Source organism: Polymorphospora sp. NPDC051019, assembly GCF_040683055.1.
Taxonomy (GTDB): Bacteria; Actinomycetota; Actinomycetes; order Mycobacteriales; family Micromonosporaceae; genus Polymorphospora; species Polymorphospora lycopeni.
Genome location: NZ_JBFBCH010000007.1, coordinates 265,158 through 287,040 on the forward strand (window position 1 = coordinate 265,158; position 21,883 = coordinate 287,040).

The following is a 21,883-nucleotide window of genomic DNA, read 5'->3' on the forward strand; positions in this document are numbered from 1 at the left end:
GGATAACTTGTGTGTCGTGCGGGCTGTGGATCGCGCTCGTCACGGCTCGGCCGGACCGGTCACCACGGCCACGATCGTCGTACCCGGCGCGAACCGTCCCGCCCCGATCATCGTGAACAGGCCGGCGAGCATCTTCCCGACGTAGATCCGGTCGAGCCGGACGCCGTGCCGGACCTCGAAGTCGGCGACGAACGCGTCGAGTTCGGGAGTGGTGCGGGCGAACCCACCGAAGTGGAAGTCGGTTTCCACAGCCCAGTCGACGCCTGGTTCGGCTGCCGCCGCCCGGTGTGGCTCGGTCGGCGGGGCGGCCGGGTCGAGCAGGGCGGCGACCTCGACGGTCAGGAACGTGCCGCCCTTCAACGCCGCGAAGCCGATCGCCCGGGGCCGGGGCCGGGCCGGGTTGGCGGCTTCAGCCGGGTGGGCGTGACCGGCTGGGCCGGCGGCTTCGGTTGGTCTGGCGGCTTCGGTTGGTCTGGCGGGCAGGGCCGAGATGATGCCGGCCAGGGTGCCTCCGGTGCCGACCGGGCAGCAGATCACGTCGAACGGCTCGGCGATCTCGGCCACCAACTCGGCGCAGCCGGGCAGCGCGAGCCGGTTGCTGCCGCCCTCGGGAATCAGGAAGAAGTCGCCGAACCTGCGACGCAGCGCGGCGACGACCTCCGGGGACGTCTTCCGCCGCCAGGTCGTCCGGTCCAGGTAGGTCAGCGTCATCCCCAACTCGCTGGCCCGCGACAGCGACCAGTTCAGCGGGACATGCTCTTCGCCGCGAACCACCCCGATCGTGGCGAACCCGCAGGCCCGTCCCGCCGCCGCGACCGCCCGCAGATGGTTCGAATAGGCGCCGCCGAACGTCAGCAACGTCCGGTGCCCACCCCGGCCGGCCGCGACCAGGTTGTGCTTCAGCTTGCGCCACTTGTTGCCCGGCACCACCGGGCTGAGCAGGTCGTCGCGCTTGAGCAGCAGCCGTACGCCGTGCCGGTCCACCCGGTCGTCCACCAGCCGGACCAGCGGCGACGGCAGGCGTACGCCGAGCAGTTCGGCCGCTGTCGCACCGATATCACCCACCGGTCAGCGGTTCCAGTCCTGCTTCGCCGCCCGTACCAGTTTGTCCTTCAGCTCCCGGGTGTGCCGGCGGCTGACCGGCAGTTCGGTGCCGTCGATGACCACCACGTAGCCGGTGTTGGCCAGCCGCAACTCGGCGATCAGCCGCAACTGCACCAGGAAGGAGCGGTGGATCCGGACGAAACCGGCATCGGCCCACCGGTCGGCGAGAGTGGCCAGCGACACCCGTACGAGATGGGAGGCATCGGCGGTGTGCAGCCGGGCATAGTCGCCCTGCGCCTCCACCCAGCGCACCGCCGAGCGGGGCAGCATCCGGGTGGTCCCCGCCAACTCCACCGGAATCGTCGGATCGTCCTCCGCCCGCGCCAGCGCCGCCGGATGCGACGGCACCACCCGTGAGTTGACCACCCGCCGCAACGACTCCGCCAACCGCTCCGCCCGCACCGGCTTACGTACGTAGTCGGTGACCCCGAGATCGAAGGCGTCCACCGCACCGTCGTCGTACGCGGTCACGAACACGATGGCCGGCGGCCGGGCGAACCGGTGCAGGATCCGGGCCAGCTCCATCCCGTCCAGCCCCGGCATCCGGATGTCGAGGAACACCACGTCGATGTCGTTGTCGCGCAGCACCCGCAGTGCCTCGGTCGCGTCGCCGGCCGTGTGCAGCCGGGCGACCCGGTGATCTGCCCGCAGCAGGTAGGCGAGTTCGTCCAGGGCCGGCGGCTCGTCGTCGACGGCCAGCACCCGCAGGAACGCGGTCACGGTGTTCTCTCGCCGCGCTCGGCGTCACCGTGCCGGGGACCGTGCCCGTCGGTTCCCTCGCTCCGCTCGGTCACGGTGCCACCTCGCTCCGCTCGGCGTCACCGTGCCGGGGACCGTGCCCGTTGGTTCCCTCGCTCCGCTCGGTCACGGTGCCACCTCGCTCCGCTCGGCGTCACCGTGCCGGGGACCGTGCCCGTTGGTTCCCTCGCTCCGCTCGGTCACGTGCTTGCCCGTACGTGGCGGTGGAACTTCGGCACCCGCATGCTCACTCTCGTACCCGCCCCTACACCCGTGTCGACCACCAGGCCGAACTGGTCGCCGAAGACCGCCCGCAGCCGCTCGTCGACGTTCGACAGCCCGACGTGCTGACCCGAGTCGTCGGCCGGGTCGACGACCCCCTCGGCGATCCGGGCGGCCAGCACGGCCGGATCCATGCCGACGCCGTCGTCCTCGACCGTGATGTGACACTCGGCGCCGGCGTCACGGGCCTCGATGCTCACCATACCGACGCCCGGCTTGCGCGACAGTCCGTGCCGGACGGCGTTCTCGACCAGCGGTTGCAGGCACAGGAACGGCAGCCCGACCGGCAGCACCTCCGGCGCGATCTGCAACCTGACCTGCAACCGGTCGCCGAACCTGGCCCGCTCGATCGTCAGGTAGCGGTCGATCGACCGCAGCTCCTCGGCCAGGGTGGTGAACTCGCCGTGGGCCCGGAACGAGTAGCGGGTGAAGTCGGCGAACTCCAGGATCAGCTCGCGGGCCCGTTCCGGATCGGTGCGTACGAACGAGGCGATCGCCGTCAGCGCGTTGTAGATGAAGTGCGGACTGATCTGCGCCCGGAGGGCCCGGACCTCGGCGCGGGCCAGCCGCTCCCGCGACGAGTCCAGTTCCGCCAGCGCCAACTGCGCCCCGGCCCAGCGTGCGGTCTCCAGCGTCGCCTGCACCAGCCCGGGTGCGGGCTCGCTGTCGGCGATCGACACCACGACCGCGGCCGCCTGGCCGTCCGGCCCGGTCATCGGCGCCACCACGGCGCCGCGTACGGGGCAGTCGACCCGGTCGCAGCGCAACTCCCGCTGGCCGAGCACCGTCGACCGGTCGGTGTCCAGCGCCCGCCTGGCGGCCGCGACGAACTGCGCCGAGTGGTGCCCGCCCCGGCCGTCGATCGCCAGCACCTCCGCACCGTCGACCACCGCGAGTCCGGGTGCGCCGACCAGGGCCCGCAGGTGCCGTACGGCTTTGGCCGCGCCCGTCGGCCTGAGCCCGGTGCGCAGTGGCTCGGCGGCCAGGCCGGCGGTGTGCAGCACCTCGTACGTGGCCCGCTGGGTGGCGGTCGCGATGCCCCGCCGGGCGCGCAGTCGTACGACCGCGAACACCGCCCCGGCCAGCGCGCTGACCAGCGCCAGCACGGCAAGTACGGCGGACAGGTTGGCACCCACGCCGAAATCCTGTCGGTTCGCCCCCCGATCCGCCAGAGGCGAGCACCACCACCCACACCCCACGACACGCGACAGGCACCCCGCAGCGCACGAATGGCGAGTTGATCTGAGCGCGAACCACCTTATTCATCGCCGGTTAGGTGGCTACTGCCCAGATCAACAACGGCCGTCCCAGATGCGCCCCCGACACTCGAGCCACGCGGGCCCGCCACCGATCGCCGAAGCAATCGACGGACAGCCCTGGACCGCAACCCAGGTCGCGAGTCGACCGAGCGCCGCCGCACCGTCTGGAGCCCGAGGACATGCGGCGAAGCCGTCATGCCCACAGGGTGAAGACGGTGCACTTAGGCGGCGCGAAGCGGAGCGAGCCGTCCGAGCGGAGCGAGGACCAACTAGTTCAGTACGCGCCCTTGCGGGCCACGACGACGCCGATGGTGCGCCAGAGGATGCTGAGGTCGTAGGCGAGGGACCAGTTGTCGACGTAGTAGAGGTCGAGGCGGACGGCTTCGTCCCAGGAGAGGTCGGAGCGTCCGGAGACCTGCCAGAGGCCGGTGATGCCGGGGCGAACCAGGAGCCGGCGGCGTACGTCGCCGAGGAAGTCGCCGTCGTCGGCGGGCAGGGGGCGCGGGCCGACGAGGGACATCTCGCCCCAGAGCACATTGATCAACTGGGGTAGCTCGTCGAGCGAGCTGGCCCTCAGGAAGCGGCCGACGGGGAAGACCCGGGGATCCTTTCGGATCTTGAAGAGCATGCCGTCGGTCTCGTTCTGGTCGACCAGTGACGCGAGGCGGTCTTCGGCGTCGACGTACATGGTCCGGAATTTCCAGACCCGGAAGGTGCGGCCCTCGTGGCCGACGCGGGGTTGGCGGAAGAACACCGGGCCGGGGTCCGAGAGCCGGATCGCGATGGCGATGGCCATGAAGACGGGTACGAGCGCGATGAGGCCGACGGCGGCCGCGACCCGGTCGATCAGGTTCTTCACCAGCCAGGCGACGCCGGACAGGGTGGGTTCTTCGACGTGCAGCAGCGGCAGGCCCTCGATGGGGCGGATGTGCACCCGTGGGCCGGCGATGTCGGTGAGCTGTGGCGCCACGACGAGGTCGATGCCGGAGCCTTCGAGCTGCCAGGCGAGCCGGCGCAGCTCGCCGGGTTCGGAGCTGGCCGAGCCGCAGACCGCGATGGTGTCGCCGCCGACCTCACGGACGAGGGCGAGTACGTCGCGTCCGGCGTACACCGGGATCGGGGTCTGCATGCCACGGGCGGCGGCGTATCCGTCGGTGATGTGGATGGCGACGGGCACCAGCCCGGCGGCGGGGCTGCGGGTGACCGCGGTGTAGACCTCCAGGCACTCCGGCAGGGTGCCGACCAGCACCATCCGGTGGCCGGCCTGGCCGGCTCGTTTCCGGATGAGGTGCAGGACGAACCGGGCCTGGTAGCGGGCCAGGAGGATCAGCACCATCGCGCCGACGAGGGCGGTGGCGACGGAGAGCCGGGAGAGGTCGGTCTTGGTGGCGAACGCGAGGAAGGAGACGCTGGCGGTGGCCGTGACCGCGGCCCGGATGACTCGTTTGAACTCGTCGGTGCCGAGCCCGAGATATCGGCGGTCGTACGCCCCGTTGCCCCACAACACGATCAGCCAGCCGAGCGGCAGCAGGAGGTAGGTGACGGTGTGGAACCAGGTGGCGTCCTGGTCGGCGTCGGTGAAGCCGGCCGTCGCCTTCTCGAAGAGGCTGATCGAGATCCAGCTCGCGAGTACGGCGGCGGCGAAGTCGAGCAGGAGCAGCGCGACAGTGTAGGGACGGTGCCAGCGGGACGCCCGCCGACGCGAACGCGACCATGCGGACCGGGGCACGCCGTTGGGGGCCGGCGGCGGTGTCGGCTGGATCTCGAAGCTGTTGAGGTGGCGCACGGTGCTCCGGCCTATGTAGGTCACCGGGCGCTGGAGGCTGGTCGTCACCTCACCTACGTCCTCCCGTATGACACGTGCCGCCCGAAGCCACCGAGGTCCGGGTCGCCACCGCTCAAGTCTTGCATGGTGACCGTTCGTGGACGGTGACCCGGGAGACATTACGCCGGGCTGTCACACCGGCGTGGCCCCTGTGGTTTCGCCGCGGACTGACGCGCGGACCGGGTCACTATACCGATGGATGATGCCGTGGGAAGTCTCCGTTGTGCGTGGTTCATCGCTTCGCGGACGTTTCCCTCAGCGTGACAGCGCCGCTGTTACTTACCGCACAAGTCGGGACAACCTACGGTCAGCGAGTGGCTTGCCGCCGGTCTGGCAGGTGGGGCAGTACTGGAGGCTGGAGTCGGCGAAGGACACCTCTCGTACGGTGTCACCACACACCGGGCACGGCAGTCCGGTGCGCGCGTGCACCTTGAGCCCGGAGCGTTTCTCGCCCTTGAGGGTCGCGGCCCGCTGCCCGACCGACCGGGTGACCGCGTCGGTGAGCACCTCGCGGGTGGCGCCGTGCAGGGTGGCCAGTTGCTCGTCGGTGAGCCGGCTGGAGATCGCGAACGGAGACAGTTTCGCCGCGTGCAGGATCTCGTCCGAGTAGGCGTTGCCGACTCCGGAGAGCACCGACTGGTCGGTGAGCACGCCCTTGATCTGGCCGCGCCGGCCGCGGACGCGGGCGCCGAAGGTGGCGAGGTCGGCGGCCAGCGCGTCCGGGCCGAGTTTCGTCACGCCGGGCACCTGGGCCGGATCGGTCACCAGGTAGGTGGCCAGCTTTTTCTGGGTGCCGGCCTCGGTCAGGTCGAAGCCGGAGCCGTCGTCGAGGCGTACCCGGACCGCGATCGGGCCCTTGCCCGGCTTGAGCGGGGCGGGTGAGGCGAACGAGTCACGGTAGTGGAGCCAGCCGGCCCGGGCCAGGTGCACGACCAGATGCAGGTCGCCGTCGAGGACCACGTCGAGGAACTTGCCGTGCCGGGTGGCGCCGACCACGGTACGGCCGGCGGCCGCCGTCGGCGGTGGGTCGTACGTCTTCAGGGCGCTGATCGCCGCGATCTCGACCCGCTCGACACGCCGGCCGACAGCGCGCTCGCGCAGGTAGGCGCCGAGTGCTTCGACCTCGGGTAGTTCGGGCACGTCATCAAAGGTAGCCTCTGGCGCGACCGGGCAGGTGGAACAGACGGGTGGGTGGCGCGGGTGAAGGTCGTGGTGGCGCACAACCGCTACCGGCAGGCGCAGCCGTCCGGCGAGAACATCATCGTCGACCTGGAGATCGACCAGTTGACGGCGGCCGGTGTCGAGGTGCTGCCGTTCCTGCGCAGCTCCGACGAGATCCCGTCGATGTCGAAGGCCGGCAAGGCGCTGCTGCCGCTCTCACCGATCTACGCGCCGAAGGCGCAGCAGGACCTGACCCGGCTGATCACCGAGCATCGGCCGGACGTGCTGCACCTGCACAACCCGTACCCGTTGATCTCGCCCTGGATCGTGCGGACCGCGCACCGGCACGGCGTGCCGGTCGTGCAGACCGTGCACAACTACCGGCAGGTGTGCTCGTCGGGGCTCTACTTCCGGGACGGGAAGATCTGCCAGGACTGCCGCGGCAAGGCGTTCGGGCTGCCGGCGGTGGTGAACCGGTGCTACCGGGACTCACGGGCGCAGAGCGCCCTGATGGCCACGACGCTGGCGGTGCACCGGCCGACGTGGAAGTCGGTGGACCGCTACATCGCGTTGACCTCGGCGATCAAGGACCATCTGGTCGACTACGGGGTGCCGGCCGACCGGATCGTGGTCAAGCCGAACGCGATCCCCGACCCGGGACCGCCGGCTCCGCTCGGCGACGGGTTCCTGTTCCTCGGCCGGTTGTCGCCGGAGAAGGGGCTCGGGCTGCTGCTGGACGCGTGGCGGCGGCACCCCGACGGGGCACTGGGACCGCTGCGGATCGCCGGTGACGGCGAGTTGCGGTCGCTGGCCGAAGAGGTCGCGGCGAACCGGTCGGACGTCGAGTTCCTGGGGCCGCTCGACCGGGACGGCGTGCGCCGGGCGCTGCGGGCCTCGGCGGTCGTGGTCGCCGCGTCGACCTGGCACGACGTGCTGCCGACGGTGGTGATCGAGGCGTTCGCGGCCGGCCGGCCGGCGTTGGGCACCGCGCTCGGCGGCATCCCCTACCTGCTCGGCGCCGACGGGTCCGGCGAGGTGCCAGCGGGGTGGGTGGTGCCGGCGGAGCCGGCGGCGATGTCGGCCGCGCTCGCGGTGGCCCGGGCCGGTGCGGCTGAACTGTCGGCGGTCGCCCGCTCCCGCTATGAACGCACCTTCCACCCCGACGTGGTCACCAAGCAACTGCTCGACGTCTACGGCAACATGTCCGCCCCGAGATCCGCGTGATCAGGGGTTGATTTGCGCGTGCCGTCGGCGGGTGGCGGCACGAACGCCCTGATCACGCGGATCTCGGGGCGCCCCAACAGCGAGCGGGGCGGTAGGGACGCGGTCTAGCGGACGGCGGCGCGGGCGGAGAAGGCGATGCTCGCCAGCAGGAAGCCACCGTTGACCAGGCTGAAGGCGGCGATCAGCCACACCGTTAGCGCCGGGGCGAACAGCAGGACCAGCGCGGCCACGAAGATCACCGCGCCGTAGTCGCGGATCAGCTTCACCAGGCGCACCGGAAGCGACGTCGAGGTGACCATGCTGGCCGCGTTGTCTCCGGACTGGAGCACCGATGTCACCAGGTTGACCATCCAGGTGCCGGCGAACACCGCGACCAGCCAGACCGGAGTATCGGGCCGTTGTGCGACCGTGGTCGCGGACAGTGCGGTGACCAGGGCGATCTGGGCGGCCACGTCACAGAGGATGTCGATCCGGGCGCCGGCCGCGCTGCCCTTGCCGGTGACCCGGGCCAACTGACCGTCCGCGCAGTCCAGGGCGTATGCGATCTGCCAGCCGACCAGCGCGACCAGCCCGACCACCCAGGCTGGCAGGGACCCGTCCGCGACCGGCCCGGCGAGCGCGATCACCGCGACCGAGGCCGACAGGCCGATGACCAGGTTGGTCAGCGTCAGCGCGGTGGGGCTGAGCCCGAAGCGCTGGCCGGTCAGGGCGAAGGCGGCGCCCAGCCGCTGGCTCAGTGCCTCGCTGAACAGCCCACCACCACGGTTGACGCGGTAGAAGTCGTTGAACGTCGGCCGGGGAAGATCAACCGGCATGGTCGCGGAGTGCATCGGCGTAGTCTGCCAGCCGCCTACGGATCTCGTCGGGCCCCATCGCGAGGTGTTCGAGGATGGTGTAGCGGTCCGGCCGGGTGGCCGGCGCGTGGGCGACGACATCGACGAACTGCTCGTCGGTGAGTCCCAGGTCCGCCGGGTGTACGGGCAGGCCGTGCCGGCGCAGGCAGAGCGCGAGTTGCCCGAACCGTTCCGGCTCGTCGCGCAGGAAGGTGCAGAAGAGCGCGCCGAGCCCGACCTGCTCGCCGTGCGAGCCGGTGCCGGGGTGGAGGTGGTCGATGGCGTGGGAGATCTCGTGACAGCCGCCGCTGGCGGGGCGGCTGGAGCCGCAGACCGCCATCGAGATTCCGCCGAGGATGAGTGCTTCCGCGAGCGTGGTCAGGAAGCCGTCGTCGGTGATCTTGCCGGGGTGGTTGACCAGCGCCTCGGCGCCGGTACGCGCCAGCGTCACGGCGAGTCCGTCGATCGGCTCGGCCCGGACCCGGTGCGCGAGTTCCCAGTCCGCGACCGCGTTGATGTTGCTGACGGCGTCGCCGATGCCGGCCTGGGTCTGCCGGTCCGGCCCGTTCTCGACGAAGTCGAGGTCGACCACGATGGCGATCGGCACGTGGGTGCCGTAGGAGCCCTTGCCGGTGCCGTGGTCGAGGGAGGCGACCGGGGAGGCGATCCCGTCGTTGGCGAGGCTGGTCGCCACCGACACCATCGGGATCGCGAGCCGACTGGCGGCGTATTTGGCAGTGTCGATGGTCTTGCCGCCGCCGATGCCGACGACGGCGTCGTACGACCGCTCGCGTAACCGGTCGCCGAGCTGGTTGGCGGCGTCGAGGGTGCCGCCGGCGACGGTGAACAGGTCGGCCCGGTGCAGCCCGGGCAGGCACAGGTCGGCGATCCGCTCGCCCTGTCCGGGGCCGACGACCAGGGCGACGTCGCCGCCGGCCGAGATCCGCCGGTCGGCGAGCAGGGCGCCGAGTTCGGCGACGGCGCCGCGGCGTACCTCGATGGCCAGCGGCGTGCTGACGGTCCGGGCTAGTAACGGCACGCGATCTCCCGCGCCCGGGCCAGGTCGTCGTGGTTGTCGACCTCCACCCAGTCGACCTCGCCGATGGTGGCCGCGCGTACCTCGCCGCCACGGTCGGCGTATTCCTGGTAGCCGTCCTCGTAGTAGAGGTTGGGGTCGCGCCGCCAGGTCGCCTCCAGCGCCTCGGCCAGGCCGGCGGCGGCGTGCGGCTCGATCACCGTCGCCCCGATGTACTCCCCGAACGCGGCGGCCGGGTCCATCAGCTTGGTGATCCGGGTGAGCTGGCCGGACGCGTCGAAGGTCGTCTTCATCTCCTCGTCGGCGAGCCGCTTGACGTTGTCGATGGCGAGCAGGATGCCCGGTCCGCGTTCGGCGAGCAGGGTCTTCTCGATCCCGACCGGGTGGACGGTGTCGCCGTTGACCAGCAGCGCGCCCTGCGCGAACCGGTCGCGGGCGAGCCAGAGCGAGTATGCGTTGTTCCACTCCTCGGCCCGGTCGTTGTGCACGAGGGTCAGCTTGACGCCGTAGCGCCGCTCGAAGCCGGCCTTGCGGTCCTCGACCGCGCCGGCGGCGTAGCCGACGACGACCGTGACGTCGGTGAGGCCGACCTCGGCGAGGTTGCGCAGCGCGATGTCGAGGATCGTGGTGTCGCCATCGACCGGCACCAGGGCCTTGGGCAGGGTGTCGGTGTAAGGGCGCAGCCGGCGGCCCGCACCGGCGGCGAGCACCAGACCGATCATCACGAGATCCTCTCTGAAGGTGAACACCTGACGGACGGAGGATATCCGCCACACCAACCGGTCCACCGGTCGTGGCGGTCGGGCGGCCCTCCAAGATCCGGGTGATCAGGGACCTGGAGCCGCGCCGCGCCGACGACACGCGCGGCTTATTCCCTGATCACGGGGATCTTGGAGGGGCCGGCGGATAGGGGCGATCAAGGAAAAACGGGTCAGGTGGGGAGGGCGGCCAGATCGGCCAGGAGGCGGAGGCGGGCTTCCGGCGCCAGCGCGGCGTAGGGGGCGGCGGAGCGGCGGTCGGTCTCCTGCTCGATGGCCAGGCGTTCCGGGCCGGGTGGCAGGTCGGCGATGGTGAGCCGGGTGTGGCCGGCGGCGGTCCAGGCGGCGGCGTGGGCGTCGGCCCGGTGCTGGCGCAGCACGCTCAGCCGGTTGAGCAGCAGCACCCCGGGCGGGCAGCCGTCCGGCTCGTACGGCGGGGCCAGCGCGCCGAAGGCGTCGCCACCGTCGCGCGCCGCCTCGGTGACCAGCACCCCGAGTACGTCGACCAGCCGGGCGACCCGCCCGCCGTGCCGCTGCTCCCACAGTTCGCCGGTGATCCGGGCGTGCAGTTCGTAGACCTCGGCGAGGTAGGTCCGGCCGCGTTCGGTGGCCTGCAACCCGCCCTCCGTGGTGCGGTGGATCATCGCGTACGCGACCTGCTTGTCGAGGCCACGTTGGCAGCGCACCGGGTCGCGGTGGCGGGTGACGGCGGCGAAGCCGGGGGCGCTGACGGTGCCGCCCGGCGCCGCGAGCCGGGTGCGGAACTCCATCAGGAAGCCGGTTGCCGCCGGCCCGCCGTACCGCTGGCTCAGGGCCGCGCCGCCGCGCTCCCAGCCGGTCGCGGCGGTGCCGACGACGAGCCGGTCGACGGCCGGCGCGACCAGGGCGGCGAAGCCCGGCGGGTCGAGCGGGACAGGGTCGATCACAGGCCGATGACGTGCAGCGCCGCGAACCCGTCCTCGACGATGCGCCGGATCAGCCCGTCGTTGACGTGCCGGTGCTCGTCGAGCAGGACGGTCTCGTGCTCGGCGAGCCAGCGGAACTCGGTGTGCTTGCCGGCCTCCAGCCGGGGTCGGGTCAGGTCGCCGTCGACCCGGACCAGGAAGTCGCTCTCGACCCGGGCGATGCCGTCGTCGCCGACGTACGTGTATTCACCGACCAGACCGAGCACGTGTGACACGGTCCACCCGGTCTCCTCGGTCACCTCGCGCTGCAGCGCGTCCTCGATGCTCTCGCCGGGCTCGACGTGGCCGCCGACCACGTCCCAGCAGTTGGGGAAGAGTTTGCGGGCGGCGGACCGGCGCTGGACGAAGATCCGGCCGTCGTCGTCGACGATCAACGCTCCGGCGCACGAGAGGGGCTCGGTGGACACGCCCTGACAGTAGCGATCAGGGGGAACCCTCGAACAGGACGAGGCGACCCACGCCGGACTGCTCAGGATGCGGACTTCGCCCGGTCGCCGGAAAAGGGCGCGACGGCGGCCGTAGGCTGGAGAACCATGACCGCCGAGCAGTTGATCTCCTTCGCCCGTGGGGCGCCCTCGCTGGACATCGTCGACATCGAAGGGCTCAAGGCCGCGGCTGTGCGCGCCTTCGAGGCCGACCCGGCCGGCCTTACCGCGTACGGCACGTCGGTCGGCTACCTGCCGCTGCGCAAGTGGATCGCCGACAAGCACGGCGTGACCCCGGAGCAGGTGCTCATCACCAACGGGTCGCTGCAGGCCGACGCGTTCCTCTTCGACCACCTGGTGCGTGAGGGCGACGCGGTCGTGGTGGAGCGGCCGACGTACGACCGCACCCTGCTCAACCTGCGGCAGCAGGGTGCCGAGGTGCACGCCGTCACGATCACGCCGGACGGCGTCGACACCGACGAGCTGCGCAAGCTGCTGGAGTCCGGGGTACGCCCGAAGCTGGCGCACATCATCCCGAACTACCAGAACCCGGCCGGGGTGACGCTGTCGCTGGAGAAGCGCCGCGCCCTGCTCGCCCTCGCCGTCGAGTACGGCTTCACGATCTTCGAGGACGACCCGTACGCCGACATCCGGTTCCGGGGCGAGGCGTTGCCGTCGATGCTCTCCCTCGACGAGCACGGCGTGGTCGTGCACGCGTCCAGCTTCACCAAGACGGTCTGCCCGGGCGTACGGGTCGGCTACCTGGTCGGGCCGGCGGCGCTGATCGCCGACATCGCGAAGCGGGCCACCAACCTCTACATCTCGCCCGGCATGGTCGCGCAGGGCATCGTCCACCAGTTCTGCGTCTCCGGCGACATCGACCGGTCGATCCGCACCGTGTGCGACGCGCTCGGTGAGCGGGCCGGCCTGCTGGCCGCCGCGTTGCGTGAGCACATCCCGGGAGTGCGGTTCACCGAGCCGGACGGCGGTTACTTCCTCTGGATCGAGCTGCCCGACGACGTGTTCGCGGCGGACGTGTTCGTCGCGGCGCAGGAGCGCGGTGTGGCGGTCGTCAAGGGCAGCGACTTCGTCGCCGAGGGCGGGGAGCACGCGTTGCGGCTGGCGTATTCGGCGGTGACCGCCGATCGTATCGACGAGGGTGTACGTCGTCTGGCGGCTGCCGTCGAGGCTGTCCGTCGCTAAATTTGTGTCGGATTTTTGACAATGAGCCGTCGTGGCCGGTCCGGGGTTCCCGCCGGGCCGGCCAACGGCCCACAATGCTGCGAGCGGTCGATCCCCGTACGGATGACCCCCTGGACACCACCCCCGCCCCTCGGCGCCGGGCGGGCCGCTCGCACCCCACCCCCCTGTAAGCGGTCGGTCCGCCCGGCGCCACCCCGTCGGCACGCCGGCACACCCTCGTGATCCTTCCGCCGGACCCCGCCCGAGCGGCGTACCGTGCAACCCGCACACCCGTGCCGGTGGAGGGAGGTCGACATGAACCGACGTGCCTGGCGGGGCCCCGTACGAGCGGTGACCCGCATCCTCACCCCCGAACCCCCACGGCCGCCGACCCGTTCCGCGCCGTCGTCCGGCCGTAGCGCCATCGTCGACTGCGCCCTCTACGTCGACGGGACGCGGCAACCGGGCCAATGGCACTACGCCGACGCGCTGGCCGCCGCCCGCGAGGCCGACCGCGCCTTCGTCTGGGTCGGCCTGCACGAGCCCGAACTGCCGGAGATGACGCAGATCGCCCAGACGTTCGGGCTGCACGAACTGGCGGTCGAAGACGCGGTCAAGGCCGAACAACGCCCGAAGCTGGAGCGCTTCGGTGAGATCAACTTCCTGGTGCTGCGCACCGCCCGCTACGTCGAACACGGCGAGCTGACCGAGAACTCCGAGGTCGTGGAGACCGGCCAGGTGATGCTGTTCATCGGCCCGTCCTTCGTGATCAGCGTGCGGCACGGCGACGCCTGCCGGCTCTCCCCGGTCCGGGCCGACCTGGAAGCCAAGCGGGACCTGCTGGCACACGGTCCGTGGGCGGTGGCGTACGCGGTCGCCGACCGGGTCGTCGACCTCTACATCGCGGTCGCCGACCAGGTCGAGATCGACCTCGACGCGCTGGAGTCGGAGGTCTTCGCCCGCCACGGCCACGGCCGGATTCAGCGGATCTACCAGATGAAGCGTGAACTGGTCGAGTTCAAGCGGGCGGTGGCTCCGCTCCAGCGGCCGCTGATGACGCTGACCGCGCAGATCAACCGCGAGGTGCCGAAGGAGATCCGGCGCTACTTCCGGGACGTGCAGGACCATCTGACCCGCACCGTCGAGCAGGTCAACTCGTACGACGACCTGCTCAACTCGATCCTGCAGGCCCGGCTGGCGCAGGTCACCGTCGACCAGAACAACGACATGCGCAAGATCGCCGCGTGGGCCGGTATCGCCGCGGTGTGGACCGCGATCGCCGGCATCTACGGCATGAACTTCACGTTCATGCCGGAACTCGGCTGGCGGTACGGCTATCCGATCGTGCTCACCGTGATGGTGCTCAGTTCGGTCGGGCTCTACCGCTGGTTCCGCCGTAACGGCTGGCTCTGACCCCGTCCGGCGACCGGGCGAACGACCCCCTCCGGCGACCGGGCGAACGACCCCCTCCCGCGACCGGGCGAACGACCCCCTTTCGCGACCGGGCGAAACGCGCCGGGACACGAACCGGCCCCGGCGGGCGGTGCCACGCCGGGGCCGGGCCGGGCCGGTCAGCTACGGCTGTTGCGCGACGGCGCGGAGGCGTTGCTCATCACCCCGTCGGGCTTCATGGCGTTGCCGGTGCTCTGCTTGGCGGACTCCGTCGTCGACTTCGCCTTCGACGAGGCCGAGTCGGCGGCCGAGGACGCCTTGCCCTTGGCCTCGCTCAGGGCCGAGGCGGCCCGGTTCTTCGCCTCGTCCATCGCCGCGGCGGTCCGGTCGCCCATCGATCCGACCTGCTCGCCGGTCGTCGAACGACCCGCCGCCGGATCGCGCAGCGGGTTGTCCGGCGCGGTGTCGATGGCCGAGGCGGGGTCGTCGGGCAGCGTGTCCAGGGGGCGGCTCGGGTCGTACTCCTCCCACTGCTGTTGCTGCCGGCGGCGCATCGCGATCGCACCGACCGTGCCCACCGCGGCCCCCGCCACCACCAGTCCGGTGATCATCGGCCACTTGCGGCTCGACCGCTTCGACCCGGACTTCCGCAGCTTCTTGAGGTTGTTGCTCTTGGCCTTGCGCGCCACCGTGCCGGCCTGCCGTGCTCCGTCGGACGCGGCGACGGCCAGCGGTGCGAGCGCGGCCATCGTCGACCCCCAGCCCGACATCGCGCCGTCGCGGATCCGTCCCGCCGTCGGCTGCATGTACTCGCGTGCCGACTGGACCCGAGGTCCGACGGCCGCGCCGACCCCGCCGGCCGCGTGTGTCGCGGCCTGCCTCAGATGGTCGAAGCTCTCGCTCAGTTCAGACTTGGCGAGCTGGCCATGGGTCTTGCGCCGCCCGATTCCAAACACCAGTCCCCACCTCCCTGGGTGTTGTTCCAATGTCATCCTGCACCTTCGGATGCCTCCGCACTGCCGGAACGGGCACATGGGAGGATCCGCAAGGAACTGACCAACGACAGAGGAGTACCCGTGGCCGAGGCCATTTACGCCACTCTGCACACGAACCACGGCGCGATCCGGTTGGAACTCTTCCCCAACCACGCGCCGAAGACGGTCCGCAACTTCGTCGGGCTCGCCGAGGGCACCCAGGAATACATCGACCCGCGCACCGGCCAGCCGGGCAGCGGCCCGTACTACGACGGCACGATCTCGCACCGGGTGATCAGCGGCTTCATGATCCAGATGGGTGACCCGACCGGTACCGGCCGCGGTGGCCCGGGCTACACGTTCGCCGACGAGTTCCACCCCGAGCTGAGCTTCAACCGGCCCTACCTCCTGGGTATGGCGAACACCTCGCGGCCGGTCACCAACGGTTCGCAGTTCTTCATCACCGTCAGCCCGACGCCGCACCTGACCAACGCGCACACCATCTTCGGTGAGGTCGCCGACGAAGAGTCGAAGAAGGTCGTCGATTCGATCGCCAACACCCCGACCGGTCCGGGCGACCGTCCCCGCAGCGAGGTCGTCATCGAGCGGGTCGAGATCGAGCGCACCGCCGCCTGATACGTCCTGCGGGTATCTTTGCCGGCATGACCGAGCGCTGCTCGCGGGCCGTCCCGCCCCATGCCGTCGATGATCACCGCCGGTCGCCCCGGCGCGGGGCGACCCGGTGAGCCAGTCCCCGCCGACCGTCCCGGTCTGCTACCGCCACCCGGGCCGCGAGACCTACATCCGGTGCACCCGCTGCGACCGGCCGATCTGCCCCGAGTGCATGCGTGACGCGTCGGTCGGTCACCAGTGTCCCGAGTGCGTCGCCGAGGGCCGGCGGACCCAGCGGCCGGTGCGCACCGCCTTCGGTGGCGGTGCCGCCGGCCAGCGGGGCCTGGTCACCAAGACCCTTCTCGGGCTCAACGTCCTGGTGATGATCCTCTCGGTCATCTCCGGCGGTGGCGAGGGCCTCGCCGGCGGCGGCTGGGGCGGCCTGCTCGGCGGCTACACGCCGCTGATCGGCTGGGGCGCCAACTACGGCGGCGACCCGGAGCTGGCGACCAGGCTGTCCGACGGGACGATCGTCGGCGGCATCGTGCAGGGCGAGTACTACCGCATGGTCACCTCGCTGTTCCTGCACTACGGCGTGCTGCACCTGCTGATGAACATGTGGGCGCTGTGGGTCCTCGGCCGGAACCTGGAGGCCGCCCTCGGACCGCTGCGCTTCCTCGGGCTCTATCTGCTGTCCGGGCTCGGTGGCAGCGTCGCGGTCTACTACTTCGCCCCCAACGCGCTGACCGCCGGCGCCTCCGGCGCGATCTTCGGACTCTTCGCCGCGCTGTTCCTCCTGCTGCGCCGGATGGGTCGGGACACCTCGGCCGTGCTTCCCGTGATCATCATCAACATCGTGTTCACGTTCGCCGTACCGGGGATCTCGATCGCCGGGCACCTCGGCGGCATGGTGGTCGGTGCGCTGGTCGGCACGATCCTGGCGTACGCCCCCCGCGAGCACCGCAACCTGGTCCAGGGCGTCGGCATGGGGGCGATCTTCCTGCTGCTGATCGCCTTGACGATCATGCGAACGGCGATGCTGAGCATCTGACGGCCGGTGGCCGCCTACCCGGGCGGACCCGGCCGGATGGTCAGCCGGGCGGGTCGCCGGCGGCCACCCGCCGGGCCGCCTGGAGGGTGGCGGCCACGTCGGCCGGGGCGGCGCCGAGGTCGTACGCCCCGAGCAGGTGCAGCGAATCCCCGGCGTCGATCTCCAGGGTCTCGGTACGCAGCCCGAGGCGGGGGCGGGTGTCGACGGTGATCCGCTCGATGCGGTCCCAGGGCAGGTGTCGTCGGCGGGCATAGCCGGTGACGACGGTGACGCCGTCCTCGTCGACGGCCAGCCGGACCGGTACGACGATGTCGCGTACCGCCCAGCCCAGCAGGACCACCGCGACCAGCACCGCCAGGCCCAGGGTGACCGGGTCACCGCCGGCGAGGCCGTACCCGATGAGCAGCAGCGCCGCGGCACTGACGATCTTGAGTAGCGGCATCGACCGGGCGACCCGCCAACTCGTCACCGCACCCACGTCACCCATCCCGCGAGCATGCCACCCCCGCCTCCCCGCCACCCGCCCCCGCCGCCTCTTGTCGCCCTCTGCCGCCTCTTGTCGCTGATCAAGGAGTAGTTGCGGGATTCGCGCCCTGATTTGTCGGGGACATCCCCTTGATCGACGCGATCTTGAGGGGGCGGGTCGGCGCGGCGGGCGGTAGTATCGATCCGACTCAAGTTACCGGGGAGTAGATATGCGGGATGCGGTCATCGTCGGCGCGGTACGGACCCCGGTCGGGCGGCGCAAGGGCGGGCTGTCCGGCGTCCACCCGGTCGACCTCTCCGCCCACGTCCTGCGCGCCCTCGCCGAGCGCACCGGCCTCGACCCCGCCGACGTCGAAGACGTGGTCTGGGGCTGCGTGTCACAGGTCGGCGACCAGTCGTGGAACGTCGGCCGCAACGCCGCACTCGCCGCCGGCTGGCCGGAGTCGGTCCCCGGCACCACCCTCGACCGGCAGTGCGGGTCGAGCCAGCAGGCACTGCACTTCGCCGCCGCCACCGTCGTCTCCGGCCAGGCCGACCTCGTCGTCGCCGGCGGCGTCGAGTCGATGAGCCGGGTACAGATGGGTGCCAGCGCGGCCGGCGGGCTGCCGTACGGCAACCAGGTGCGGGACCGCTACCGGGGCGTCGAGGGGTTCGCGGTCGACGAGCCGGTCCCGTTCAACCAGGGCGTCGGCGCCGAGATGATCGCCCGGCGGTGGAGCCTGTCCCGCACCCGGCTCGACGAGTTCGCGCTGGCGAGCCACGAGCGGGCGGCGGCGGCCCAGGACGCCGGTGCCTTCGACGCCGAGATCGCGCCGGTCGGCACGCCCGACGGCGGCAAGGTGACCACCGACGAGGGGGTACGCCGGGACACCTCGGTCGCCAGGCTCGCCGAGTTGAAAACCCCGTTCCGGGCCGACGGCGTGGTCACCGCCGGCTCCGCCTCGCAGATCTCCGACGGAGCCGCCGCCCTGGCCGTCACCACCTCGGAGTGGGCCCGCGCCCACGGCCTGCGCCCGCTGGCCCGCGTGCACACCGCCGTCGTCGCCGCCGACGACCCGGTGATCATGCTGACCGCGCCGATCCCGGCCACCGCGAAGGCGCTGCGCCGGGCCGGTCTCGACATCACCGACATCGGCGTCTACGAGGTCAACGAGGCGTTCGCCCCGGTGCCGCTGGCCTGGCTGGCCGAGACCGGGGCCGACCCGGCCCGGCTCAACCCGCGCGGCGGGGCGATCGCCCTCGGTCACCCGCTCGGCGGCTCCGGCGCCCGGATCATGACGACGATGCTGCACCACATGCGGGACAACGGCATCCGCTACGGCCTGCAGACCATGTGCGAGGGTGGCGGGATGGCGAACGCGACCATCGTGGAACTTCTTTAGCCGCACTTTTCACGACCGACGCCGCGTCATAATGTGTCAACGCGTCGTTAACCAGGTCATGGACGTGTTCTCACGTACGTTCCTTCCCGCCGCGGCCGAGGCCGGGGTGGCCATCCCGACGGTGAGCCGGCACATGCCGGTCTTCCGCCGGTGTGTCGAGGCCGACGACGCGACCGTGCTGGTCAGTCGCTGCATCCGGGTCGACCGCCCGCTGCGGGGAGAGTTCCTGATGCTGCTGACCTACCGGCGCCTCGTCGTCACCCAGGAGACCCGGCTGCTGCACCGGCTGCGCCTGCACCTCAACACCGAACTGCGGCACCTGAGCAACGTGACCTGGAACCCGGACCCGCGTACGTCCGCGATCGAGGTGGCCGCCACCGCCGTCGACGGCGTACGGGAGCGGTTCGCCATCCCGGTCAGCCAGCCGAAGCAGGTCTGGCACGTCGACGCGTTGCTGACCCACCTTTTCCGGCCGCGGATCACCGTGGACCGCACCGAGACCCGAAAGGGGCTGGCCGGCGCTCCCCGTGCGCCGAAGCTCAGCCCCGCCGTCGCGTTCTGAACCCGGGGCACCGTCGGGTGCCCCCGGGTTCGTCGTGACGGAGGGCCCGCCGAGCCGCCCGATCGGCCCGGCGGGCACCTTCGCCCGCGGGCGTCAGTAGACCCGCGACCCGATGAAGTCGTCGTGGCCGTAGCCCACCGGGTTGGCGAACGAGCGCGACTCGAACGACCACTGCTGCCGGGCGTTGCCGCCGCAGTTGGCCAGCCGCAGCCGGGGCGAACCGATGATCGGGTTGTCGAAGGCGAGGCACAGGTTGCCGGCGCCGGCCGGCTTGATCTGGTTGCCGGCGAAGACGAACTTCTGGTTGGCGCCGCCGTGGCAGTCGTGGATGTTGACCGCCTGGCCGGCCGCCAGCGTGCCGCCGGAGACGTCGAGGCACCGGTCGTGCGACAGCTCCGAGTGCAGTGAACGGTTGGTCGGGTCGTACCAGAAGCCCTGGTTCCGGCCACCGTGGCAGGTGTACGGCTGCTGCGGGGTGCCGTTGCGTGAGTCGTACCCCTTGCCGTCGAGGCAGTTGCCGGTGCCGGCGTTGCGGAGCTGCTTGAACTCGAACAGGCCCGGGTAGAGGACGCCGCTCCCGGTGCTGGCCGGGTCGACGCAGGTCGCCCGCTCCTGTCCGGAGTCGTAGAACGCCGTCATGCATTCGGCGAACATGCCGTGGCCACGGTAGTTGGGGTGGAACGACTGCCGGGCGGCGTTCTCGTCCCAGATCCCGACCTCGATGAAGAGCCCGCGCACCGACGTGTTGTCGGTGCACACCTCGTGGCCGTGGAAGAGCCGGCTGGCGTCGAGGTAGCGGGTGCCGGTGTTGGTCGCCGCCCGGCGCAGCGCCGCCTCGAACAGGGGTACGGCCTTGTTGCGGGCGAACGCGGTGTCGGACAGGTAGAACAGGCAGCCGCCCGAGTACCAGCCGGGGAAGTTCGGATTGTCCTCGACGTCCGGGCTGACCGGACCCGGGTACGACTGCAGCACCAGCTCGTAGTCGGTGCGCAGGTAGCCGGCCTTCGTCATGGTGTCGCGGATGCTGTTCAGCGCCTCCTCGACGGCCGCGCGGCTGCCGTCGGTGCGGATGGTCCACTGGTCGGTGTAGTCGGGGAAGCAGTTGCCGAGGAAGAAGACCCGGCTGATCGCGCAGTCGGTGGCGACCGGTCCGAACTGGATGGTGCCCTCGCCGTTGGCGCCGGCGACGACCCAGATCAGCTTGATCCGGGTGTTCCGGGCCTTGATCGCGAGATTGTCGCCCTGGTTGAGTTCGTTCCACTGGGTCGGACCGCCGGCGATCAGGTTCCACGGCGTGGCGCCGGAGCAGGCGACGTTGAACTGCACGTCGGAGGCGATGCCGGTCCGGAACACGGCCTGGTCGAAGCTGCGGTCGCACCAGTTGCCGGCCTGATGGGTGCCGGGGACGTAGTTGCCGACGCCCTCACCGGAGATCTCGCTGTCGCCCATCGTGATGAGGGCGGTCTTACGCTGCTCGAACGGGCGGATGGCCGGGCTGCCGTAGAGTTCGGTCGCCTCGGCGGCGCGGATCGCTTCCAGGTTGGCGGGCAGCGGCTGGACGACGGGACGGTCGGCGGCGCCGGCCGGAGTGGCCACGCCGGCGAGCAGGGGAAGGACGAGTCCCGCGACGAGGGTCGCGGCGGTGAGGCTGCGCCGCCGGGACGTTCGCGCGGTGCGTCCTCCCGGCGTACGGATGCCGGGCATCGACGCACTCCTTTCACTCTGATCGTCAGGGATCGATCGAGTCTTCAGAACGTAGCGTGGTTGGCGGGCAGATGTGAATAGATTTCGCTAAATATGTTTCTGGTTGATTTCCAGGTCGCCGCCCCGGCCCCTGCCATGCGCACCTTGCCTTGACACCGGCGAGAACGTTTAGCGTGGCGATGACGGGCCGGGCGAGGAGGTCGACGATGCGGATCGGCGAACTGGCGGGACGCGCCGGCACGAGCACCCGCACCCTGCGGTACTACGAGGAGCACGGGCTGCTGCGGGCCCGACGCTCCGCCAACGGCTACCGGGACTACGACCAGTCGGAGCTACGGGTCGTACACGAGATCCGGGCCCTGCTCGCCGTGGGCTTCGACCTCGACGACATCCGCCCCTTCGTCGCCTGCCTGCGTGCCGGGAACAGCTCCGGTGACGTCTGCCCCGACTCGGTGGCCGTGCTCCGGCGCAAGATCGCCGAGGTCGATGCGTACGTCGACCGGCTGAGCGCGGTACGCCGGCAGCTGCACACGCAACTCACCCGCGCCATCGCCAACCGGGAGGAAACATGCTGCACGACACCGAAGCCCGTGCGCTGACCGTCATCACCGACGACACCTTCGCAAGCACCGTGCTGGCCAGCGACCGGCCGGTGGTGGTCGACTTCTGGGCGCGGTGGTGCCCGCCCTGCAAGGCGATCTCGCAGAGCCTGGTCGAGCTGGCCGCCGAATTCGGCGACCGGATGACCGTGGCCACGCTCGACATCGACGAGAACCCGGCCACCGCACGGGCCTACGGCGTCATGTCGCTGCCGACGCTGCTGGTGTTTCGCGACGGCGACGTCGTCGGATCGGTCGTCGGATCCCGGCCGAAGGCCCATCTGCGCTCGGCGCTCGGCAAACATGCCGAGCCGGTGACCGGCTGACCG

22 protein-coding genes are annotated in these 21,883 nt (G+C 71.1%); 9 read left to right on the forward strand and 13 right to left on the reverse strand.

The genetic code is table 11. The features are described 5' to 3' along the window. Nucleotides 1–39 precede the first annotated feature (39 nt). From AB0M79_RS16030 to AB0M79_RS16050, 5 genes are all read right to left on the reverse strand, one after another. The gene (locus tag AB0M79_RS16030) at nucleotides 40–1,065 is read right to left on the reverse strand and encodes a pyridoxal-phosphate dependent enzyme (protein WP_364213445.1); all 1,026 of its coding nucleotides are present in this window, start codon (nucleotides 1,063–1,065) and stop codon (nucleotides 40–42) included. Between the two features lie 3 nt (nucleotides 1,066–1,068). After that, nucleotides 1,069–1,824: a LytTR family DNA-binding domain-containing protein gene (locus AB0M79_RS16035; protein WP_357534998.1), complete on the reverse strand. Its 756-nt coding sequence runs from the start codon at nucleotides 1,822–1,824 to the stop codon at nucleotides 1,069–1,071. A 218-nt stretch (nucleotides 1,825–2,042) separates the two neighbouring features. Continuing rightward, nucleotides 2,043–3,260 (reverse strand): histidine kinase, encoded by a 1,218-nt coding sequence (locus AB0M79_RS16040; protein WP_357534996.1) that lies wholly within the window; start codon nucleotides 3,258–3,260, stop codon nucleotides 2,043–2,045. A gap of 397 nt (nucleotides 3,261–3,657) precedes the next feature. Continuing rightward, nucleotides 3,658–5,169 carry a sugar transferase gene (locus tag AB0M79_RS16045; RefSeq protein ID WP_364213622.1) on the reverse strand — a complete coding sequence of 504 codons (1,512 nt, stop codon included), beginning with the start codon at nucleotides 5,167–5,169 and terminating at the stop codon, nucleotides 3,658–3,660. Between the two features lie 318 nt (nucleotides 5,170–5,487). Beyond that, a complete protein-coding gene (locus AB0M79_RS16050; protein WP_364213449.1) occupies nucleotides 5,488–6,348 on the reverse strand; it encodes a DNA-formamidopyrimidine glycosylase family protein in 861 nt (286 codons plus the stop codon). 60 nt (nucleotides 6,349–6,408) lie between these two features. On the opposite strand from AB0M79_RS16050, the gene AB0M79_RS16055 reads away from it, so the two are divergent. Further along, nucleotides 6,409–7,593 (forward strand): glycosyltransferase family 4 protein, encoded by a 1,185-nt coding sequence (locus AB0M79_RS16055; RefSeq protein ID WP_364213452.1) that lies wholly within the window; start codon nucleotides 6,409–6,411, stop codon nucleotides 7,591–7,593. Nucleotides 7,594–7,697: 104 nt separating this feature from the next. On the opposite strand, the gene AB0M79_RS16060 is transcribed toward AB0M79_RS16055, so the two are convergent. From AB0M79_RS16060 to AB0M79_RS16080, 5 genes are all read right to left on the reverse strand, one after another. Beyond that, nucleotides 7,698–8,423, reverse strand: coding sequence for a CDP-alcohol phosphatidyltransferase family protein (locus AB0M79_RS16060; protein WP_364213454.1), 726 nt, complete (start codon nucleotides 8,421–8,423; stop codon nucleotides 7,698–7,700). Then, nucleotides 8,398–9,465, reverse strand: coding sequence for an iron-containing alcohol dehydrogenase family protein (locus AB0M79_RS16065; RefSeq protein WP_357534990.1), 1,068 nt, complete (start codon nucleotides 9,463–9,465; stop codon nucleotides 8,398–8,400). Before AB0M79_RS16065 ends, AB0M79_RS16060 begins: the two co-directional genes overlap by 26 nt. Continuing rightward, on the reverse strand, nucleotides 9,453–10,184 hold the full coding sequence (locus AB0M79_RS16070) for a phosphocholine cytidylyltransferase family protein (RefSeq protein ID WP_357534989.1): 732 nt from the start codon (nucleotides 10,182–10,184) through the stop codon (nucleotides 9,453–9,455). The genes AB0M79_RS16065 and AB0M79_RS16070 overlap by 13 nt, the downstream gene beginning before the upstream one ends. A 209-nt stretch (nucleotides 10,185–10,393) precedes the next feature. After that, complete coding sequence (locus tag AB0M79_RS16075; RefSeq protein WP_364213458.1) at nucleotides 10,394–11,146, reverse strand: hypothetical protein; 753 nt, start codon at nucleotides 11,144–11,146, stop codon at nucleotides 10,394–10,396. Continuing rightward, nucleotides 11,143–11,592: an NUDIX domain-containing protein gene (locus AB0M79_RS16080; protein ID WP_364213461.1), complete on the reverse strand. Its 450-nt coding sequence runs from the start codon at nucleotides 11,590–11,592 to the stop codon at nucleotides 11,143–11,145. The genes AB0M79_RS16075 and AB0M79_RS16080 overlap by 4 nt, the downstream gene beginning before the upstream one ends. Nucleotides 11,593–11,718: 126 nt before the next feature. On the opposite strand from AB0M79_RS16080, the gene AB0M79_RS16085 reads away from it, so the two are divergent. Then, the gene (locus AB0M79_RS16085; protein ID WP_364213464.1) at nucleotides 11,719–12,813 is read left to right on the forward strand and encodes a PLP-dependent aminotransferase family protein; all 1,095 of its coding nucleotides are present in this window, start codon (nucleotides 11,719–11,721) and stop codon (nucleotides 12,811–12,813) included. Nucleotides 12,814–13,107: 294 nt separating this feature from the next. Continuing rightward, nucleotides 13,108–14,205: a magnesium/cobalt transporter CorA gene (gene corA, locus AB0M79_RS16090; protein WP_357534983.1), complete on the forward strand. Its 1,098-nt coding sequence runs from the start codon at nucleotides 13,108–13,110 to the stop codon at nucleotides 14,203–14,205. 158 nt (nucleotides 14,206–14,363) lie between these two features. On the opposite strand, the gene AB0M79_RS16095 is transcribed toward corA, so the two are convergent. Further along, nucleotides 14,364–15,140 carry a hypothetical protein gene (locus AB0M79_RS16095; protein WP_364213467.1) on the reverse strand — a complete coding sequence of 259 codons (777 nt, stop codon included), beginning with the start codon at nucleotides 15,138–15,140 and terminating at the stop codon, nucleotides 14,364–14,366. A gap of 120 nt (nucleotides 15,141–15,260) precedes the next feature. On the opposite strand from AB0M79_RS16095, the gene AB0M79_RS16100 reads away from it, so the two are divergent. Together AB0M79_RS16100 and AB0M79_RS16105 are read left to right on the forward strand one after the other, a co-directional pair. Beyond that, entirely contained in the window at nucleotides 15,261–15,794 is a 534-nt protein-coding gene (locus tag AB0M79_RS16100; RefSeq protein WP_364213470.1) for a peptidylprolyl isomerase, read from the forward strand. A gap of 106 nt (nucleotides 15,795–15,900) precedes the next feature. Next, the gene (locus tag AB0M79_RS16105) at nucleotides 15,901–16,821 is read left to right on the forward strand and encodes a rhomboid family intramembrane serine protease (protein ID WP_364213472.1); all 921 of its coding nucleotides are present in this window, start codon (nucleotides 15,901–15,903) and stop codon (nucleotides 16,819–16,821) included. Nucleotides 16,822–16,861: 40 nt separating this feature from the next. Here AB0M79_RS16105 and AB0M79_RS16110 read toward each other — a convergent pair whose 3' ends face one another. Next, nucleotides 16,862–17,308 (reverse strand): PH domain-containing protein, encoded by a 447-nt coding sequence (locus AB0M79_RS16110; RefSeq protein WP_364213475.1) that lies wholly within the window; start codon nucleotides 17,306–17,308, stop codon nucleotides 16,862–16,864. 208 nt (nucleotides 17,309–17,516) lie between these two features. Between AB0M79_RS16110 and AB0M79_RS16115 the strand changes: the two genes are divergently transcribed. Both AB0M79_RS16115 and AB0M79_RS16120 read left to right on the forward strand, forming a co-directional pair. After that, nucleotides 17,517–18,689 (forward strand): acetyl-CoA C-acyltransferase, encoded by a 1,173-nt coding sequence (locus AB0M79_RS16115; RefSeq protein WP_364213478.1) that lies wholly within the window; start codon nucleotides 17,517–17,519, stop codon nucleotides 18,687–18,689. A 58-nt stretch (nucleotides 18,690–18,747) separates the two neighbouring features. Then, complete coding sequence (locus AB0M79_RS16120) at nucleotides 18,748–19,251, forward strand: hypothetical protein (protein WP_357534972.1); 504 nt, start codon at nucleotides 18,748–18,750, stop codon at nucleotides 19,249–19,251. A 93-nt stretch (nucleotides 19,252–19,344) separates the two neighbouring features. Here AB0M79_RS16120 and AB0M79_RS16125 read toward each other — a convergent pair whose 3' ends face one another. Further along, nucleotides 19,345–20,955, reverse strand: coding sequence for a ricin-type beta-trefoil lectin domain protein (locus tag AB0M79_RS16125; protein WP_364213481.1), 1,611 nt, complete (start codon nucleotides 20,953–20,955; stop codon nucleotides 19,345–19,347). A 206-nt stretch (nucleotides 20,956–21,161) separates the two neighbouring features. Here AB0M79_RS16125 and AB0M79_RS16130 point away from each other — a divergent pair, with 206 nt between their 5' ends. Both AB0M79_RS16130 and trxA read left to right on the forward strand, forming a co-directional pair. After that, a complete protein-coding gene (locus AB0M79_RS16130) occupies nucleotides 21,162–21,554 on the forward strand; it encodes a MerR family transcriptional regulator (RefSeq protein WP_364213484.1) in 393 nt (130 codons plus the stop codon). Further along, entirely contained in the window at nucleotides 21,524–21,880 is a 357-nt protein-coding gene (gene trxA / locus AB0M79_RS16135; protein WP_364213487.1) for a thioredoxin, read from the forward strand. Before AB0M79_RS16130 ends, trxA begins: the two co-directional genes overlap by 31 nt. Nucleotides 21,881–21,883 lie beyond the last annotated feature (3 nt).

Excerpts from the sequence above, each read along its gene's own strand:
- AB0M79_RS16060 (WP_364213454.1), bottom strand. The coding sequence starts at position 8,423 with ATGCACTCCGCGACCATGCCGGTTGATCTTCCCCGGCCGACGTTCAAC.
- AB0M79_RS16070 (WP_357534989.1), bottom strand. The coding sequence starts at position 10,184 with ATGATCGGTCTGGTGCTCGCCGCCGGTGCGGGCCGCCGGCTGCGCCCT.
- AB0M79_RS16085 (WP_364213464.1), top strand. The coding sequence starts at position 11,719 with ATGACCGCCGAGCAGTTGATCTCCTTCGCCCGTGGGGCGCCCTCGCTG.
- corA (WP_357534983.1), top strand. The coding sequence starts at position 13,108 with ATGAACCGACGTGCCTGGCGGGGCCCCGTACGAGCGGTGACCCGCATC.
- AB0M79_RS16110 (WP_364213475.1), bottom strand. The coding sequence starts at position 17,308 with ATGGGTGACGTGGGTGCGGTGACGAGTTGGCGGGTCGCCCGGTCGATG.
- AB0M79_RS16115 (WP_364213478.1), top strand. The coding sequence starts at position 17,517 with ATGCGGGATGCGGTCATCGTCGGCGCGGTACGGACCCCGGTCGGGCGG.
- AB0M79_RS16120 (WP_357534972.1), top strand. The coding sequence starts at position 18,748 with ATGGACGTGTTCTCACGTACGTTCCTTCCCGCCGCGGCCGAGGCCGGG.
- AB0M79_RS16125 (WP_364213481.1), bottom strand. The coding sequence starts at position 20,955 with ATGCCCGGCATCCGTACGCCGGGAGGACGCACCGCGCGAACGTCCCGG.
- AB0M79_RS16130 (WP_364213484.1), top strand. The coding sequence starts at position 21,162 with ATGCGGATCGGCGAACTGGCGGGACGCGCCGGCACGAGCACCCGCACC.
- trxA (WP_364213487.1), top strand. The coding sequence starts at position 21,524 with ATGCTGCACGACACCGAAGCCCGTGCGCTGACCGTCATCACCGACGAC.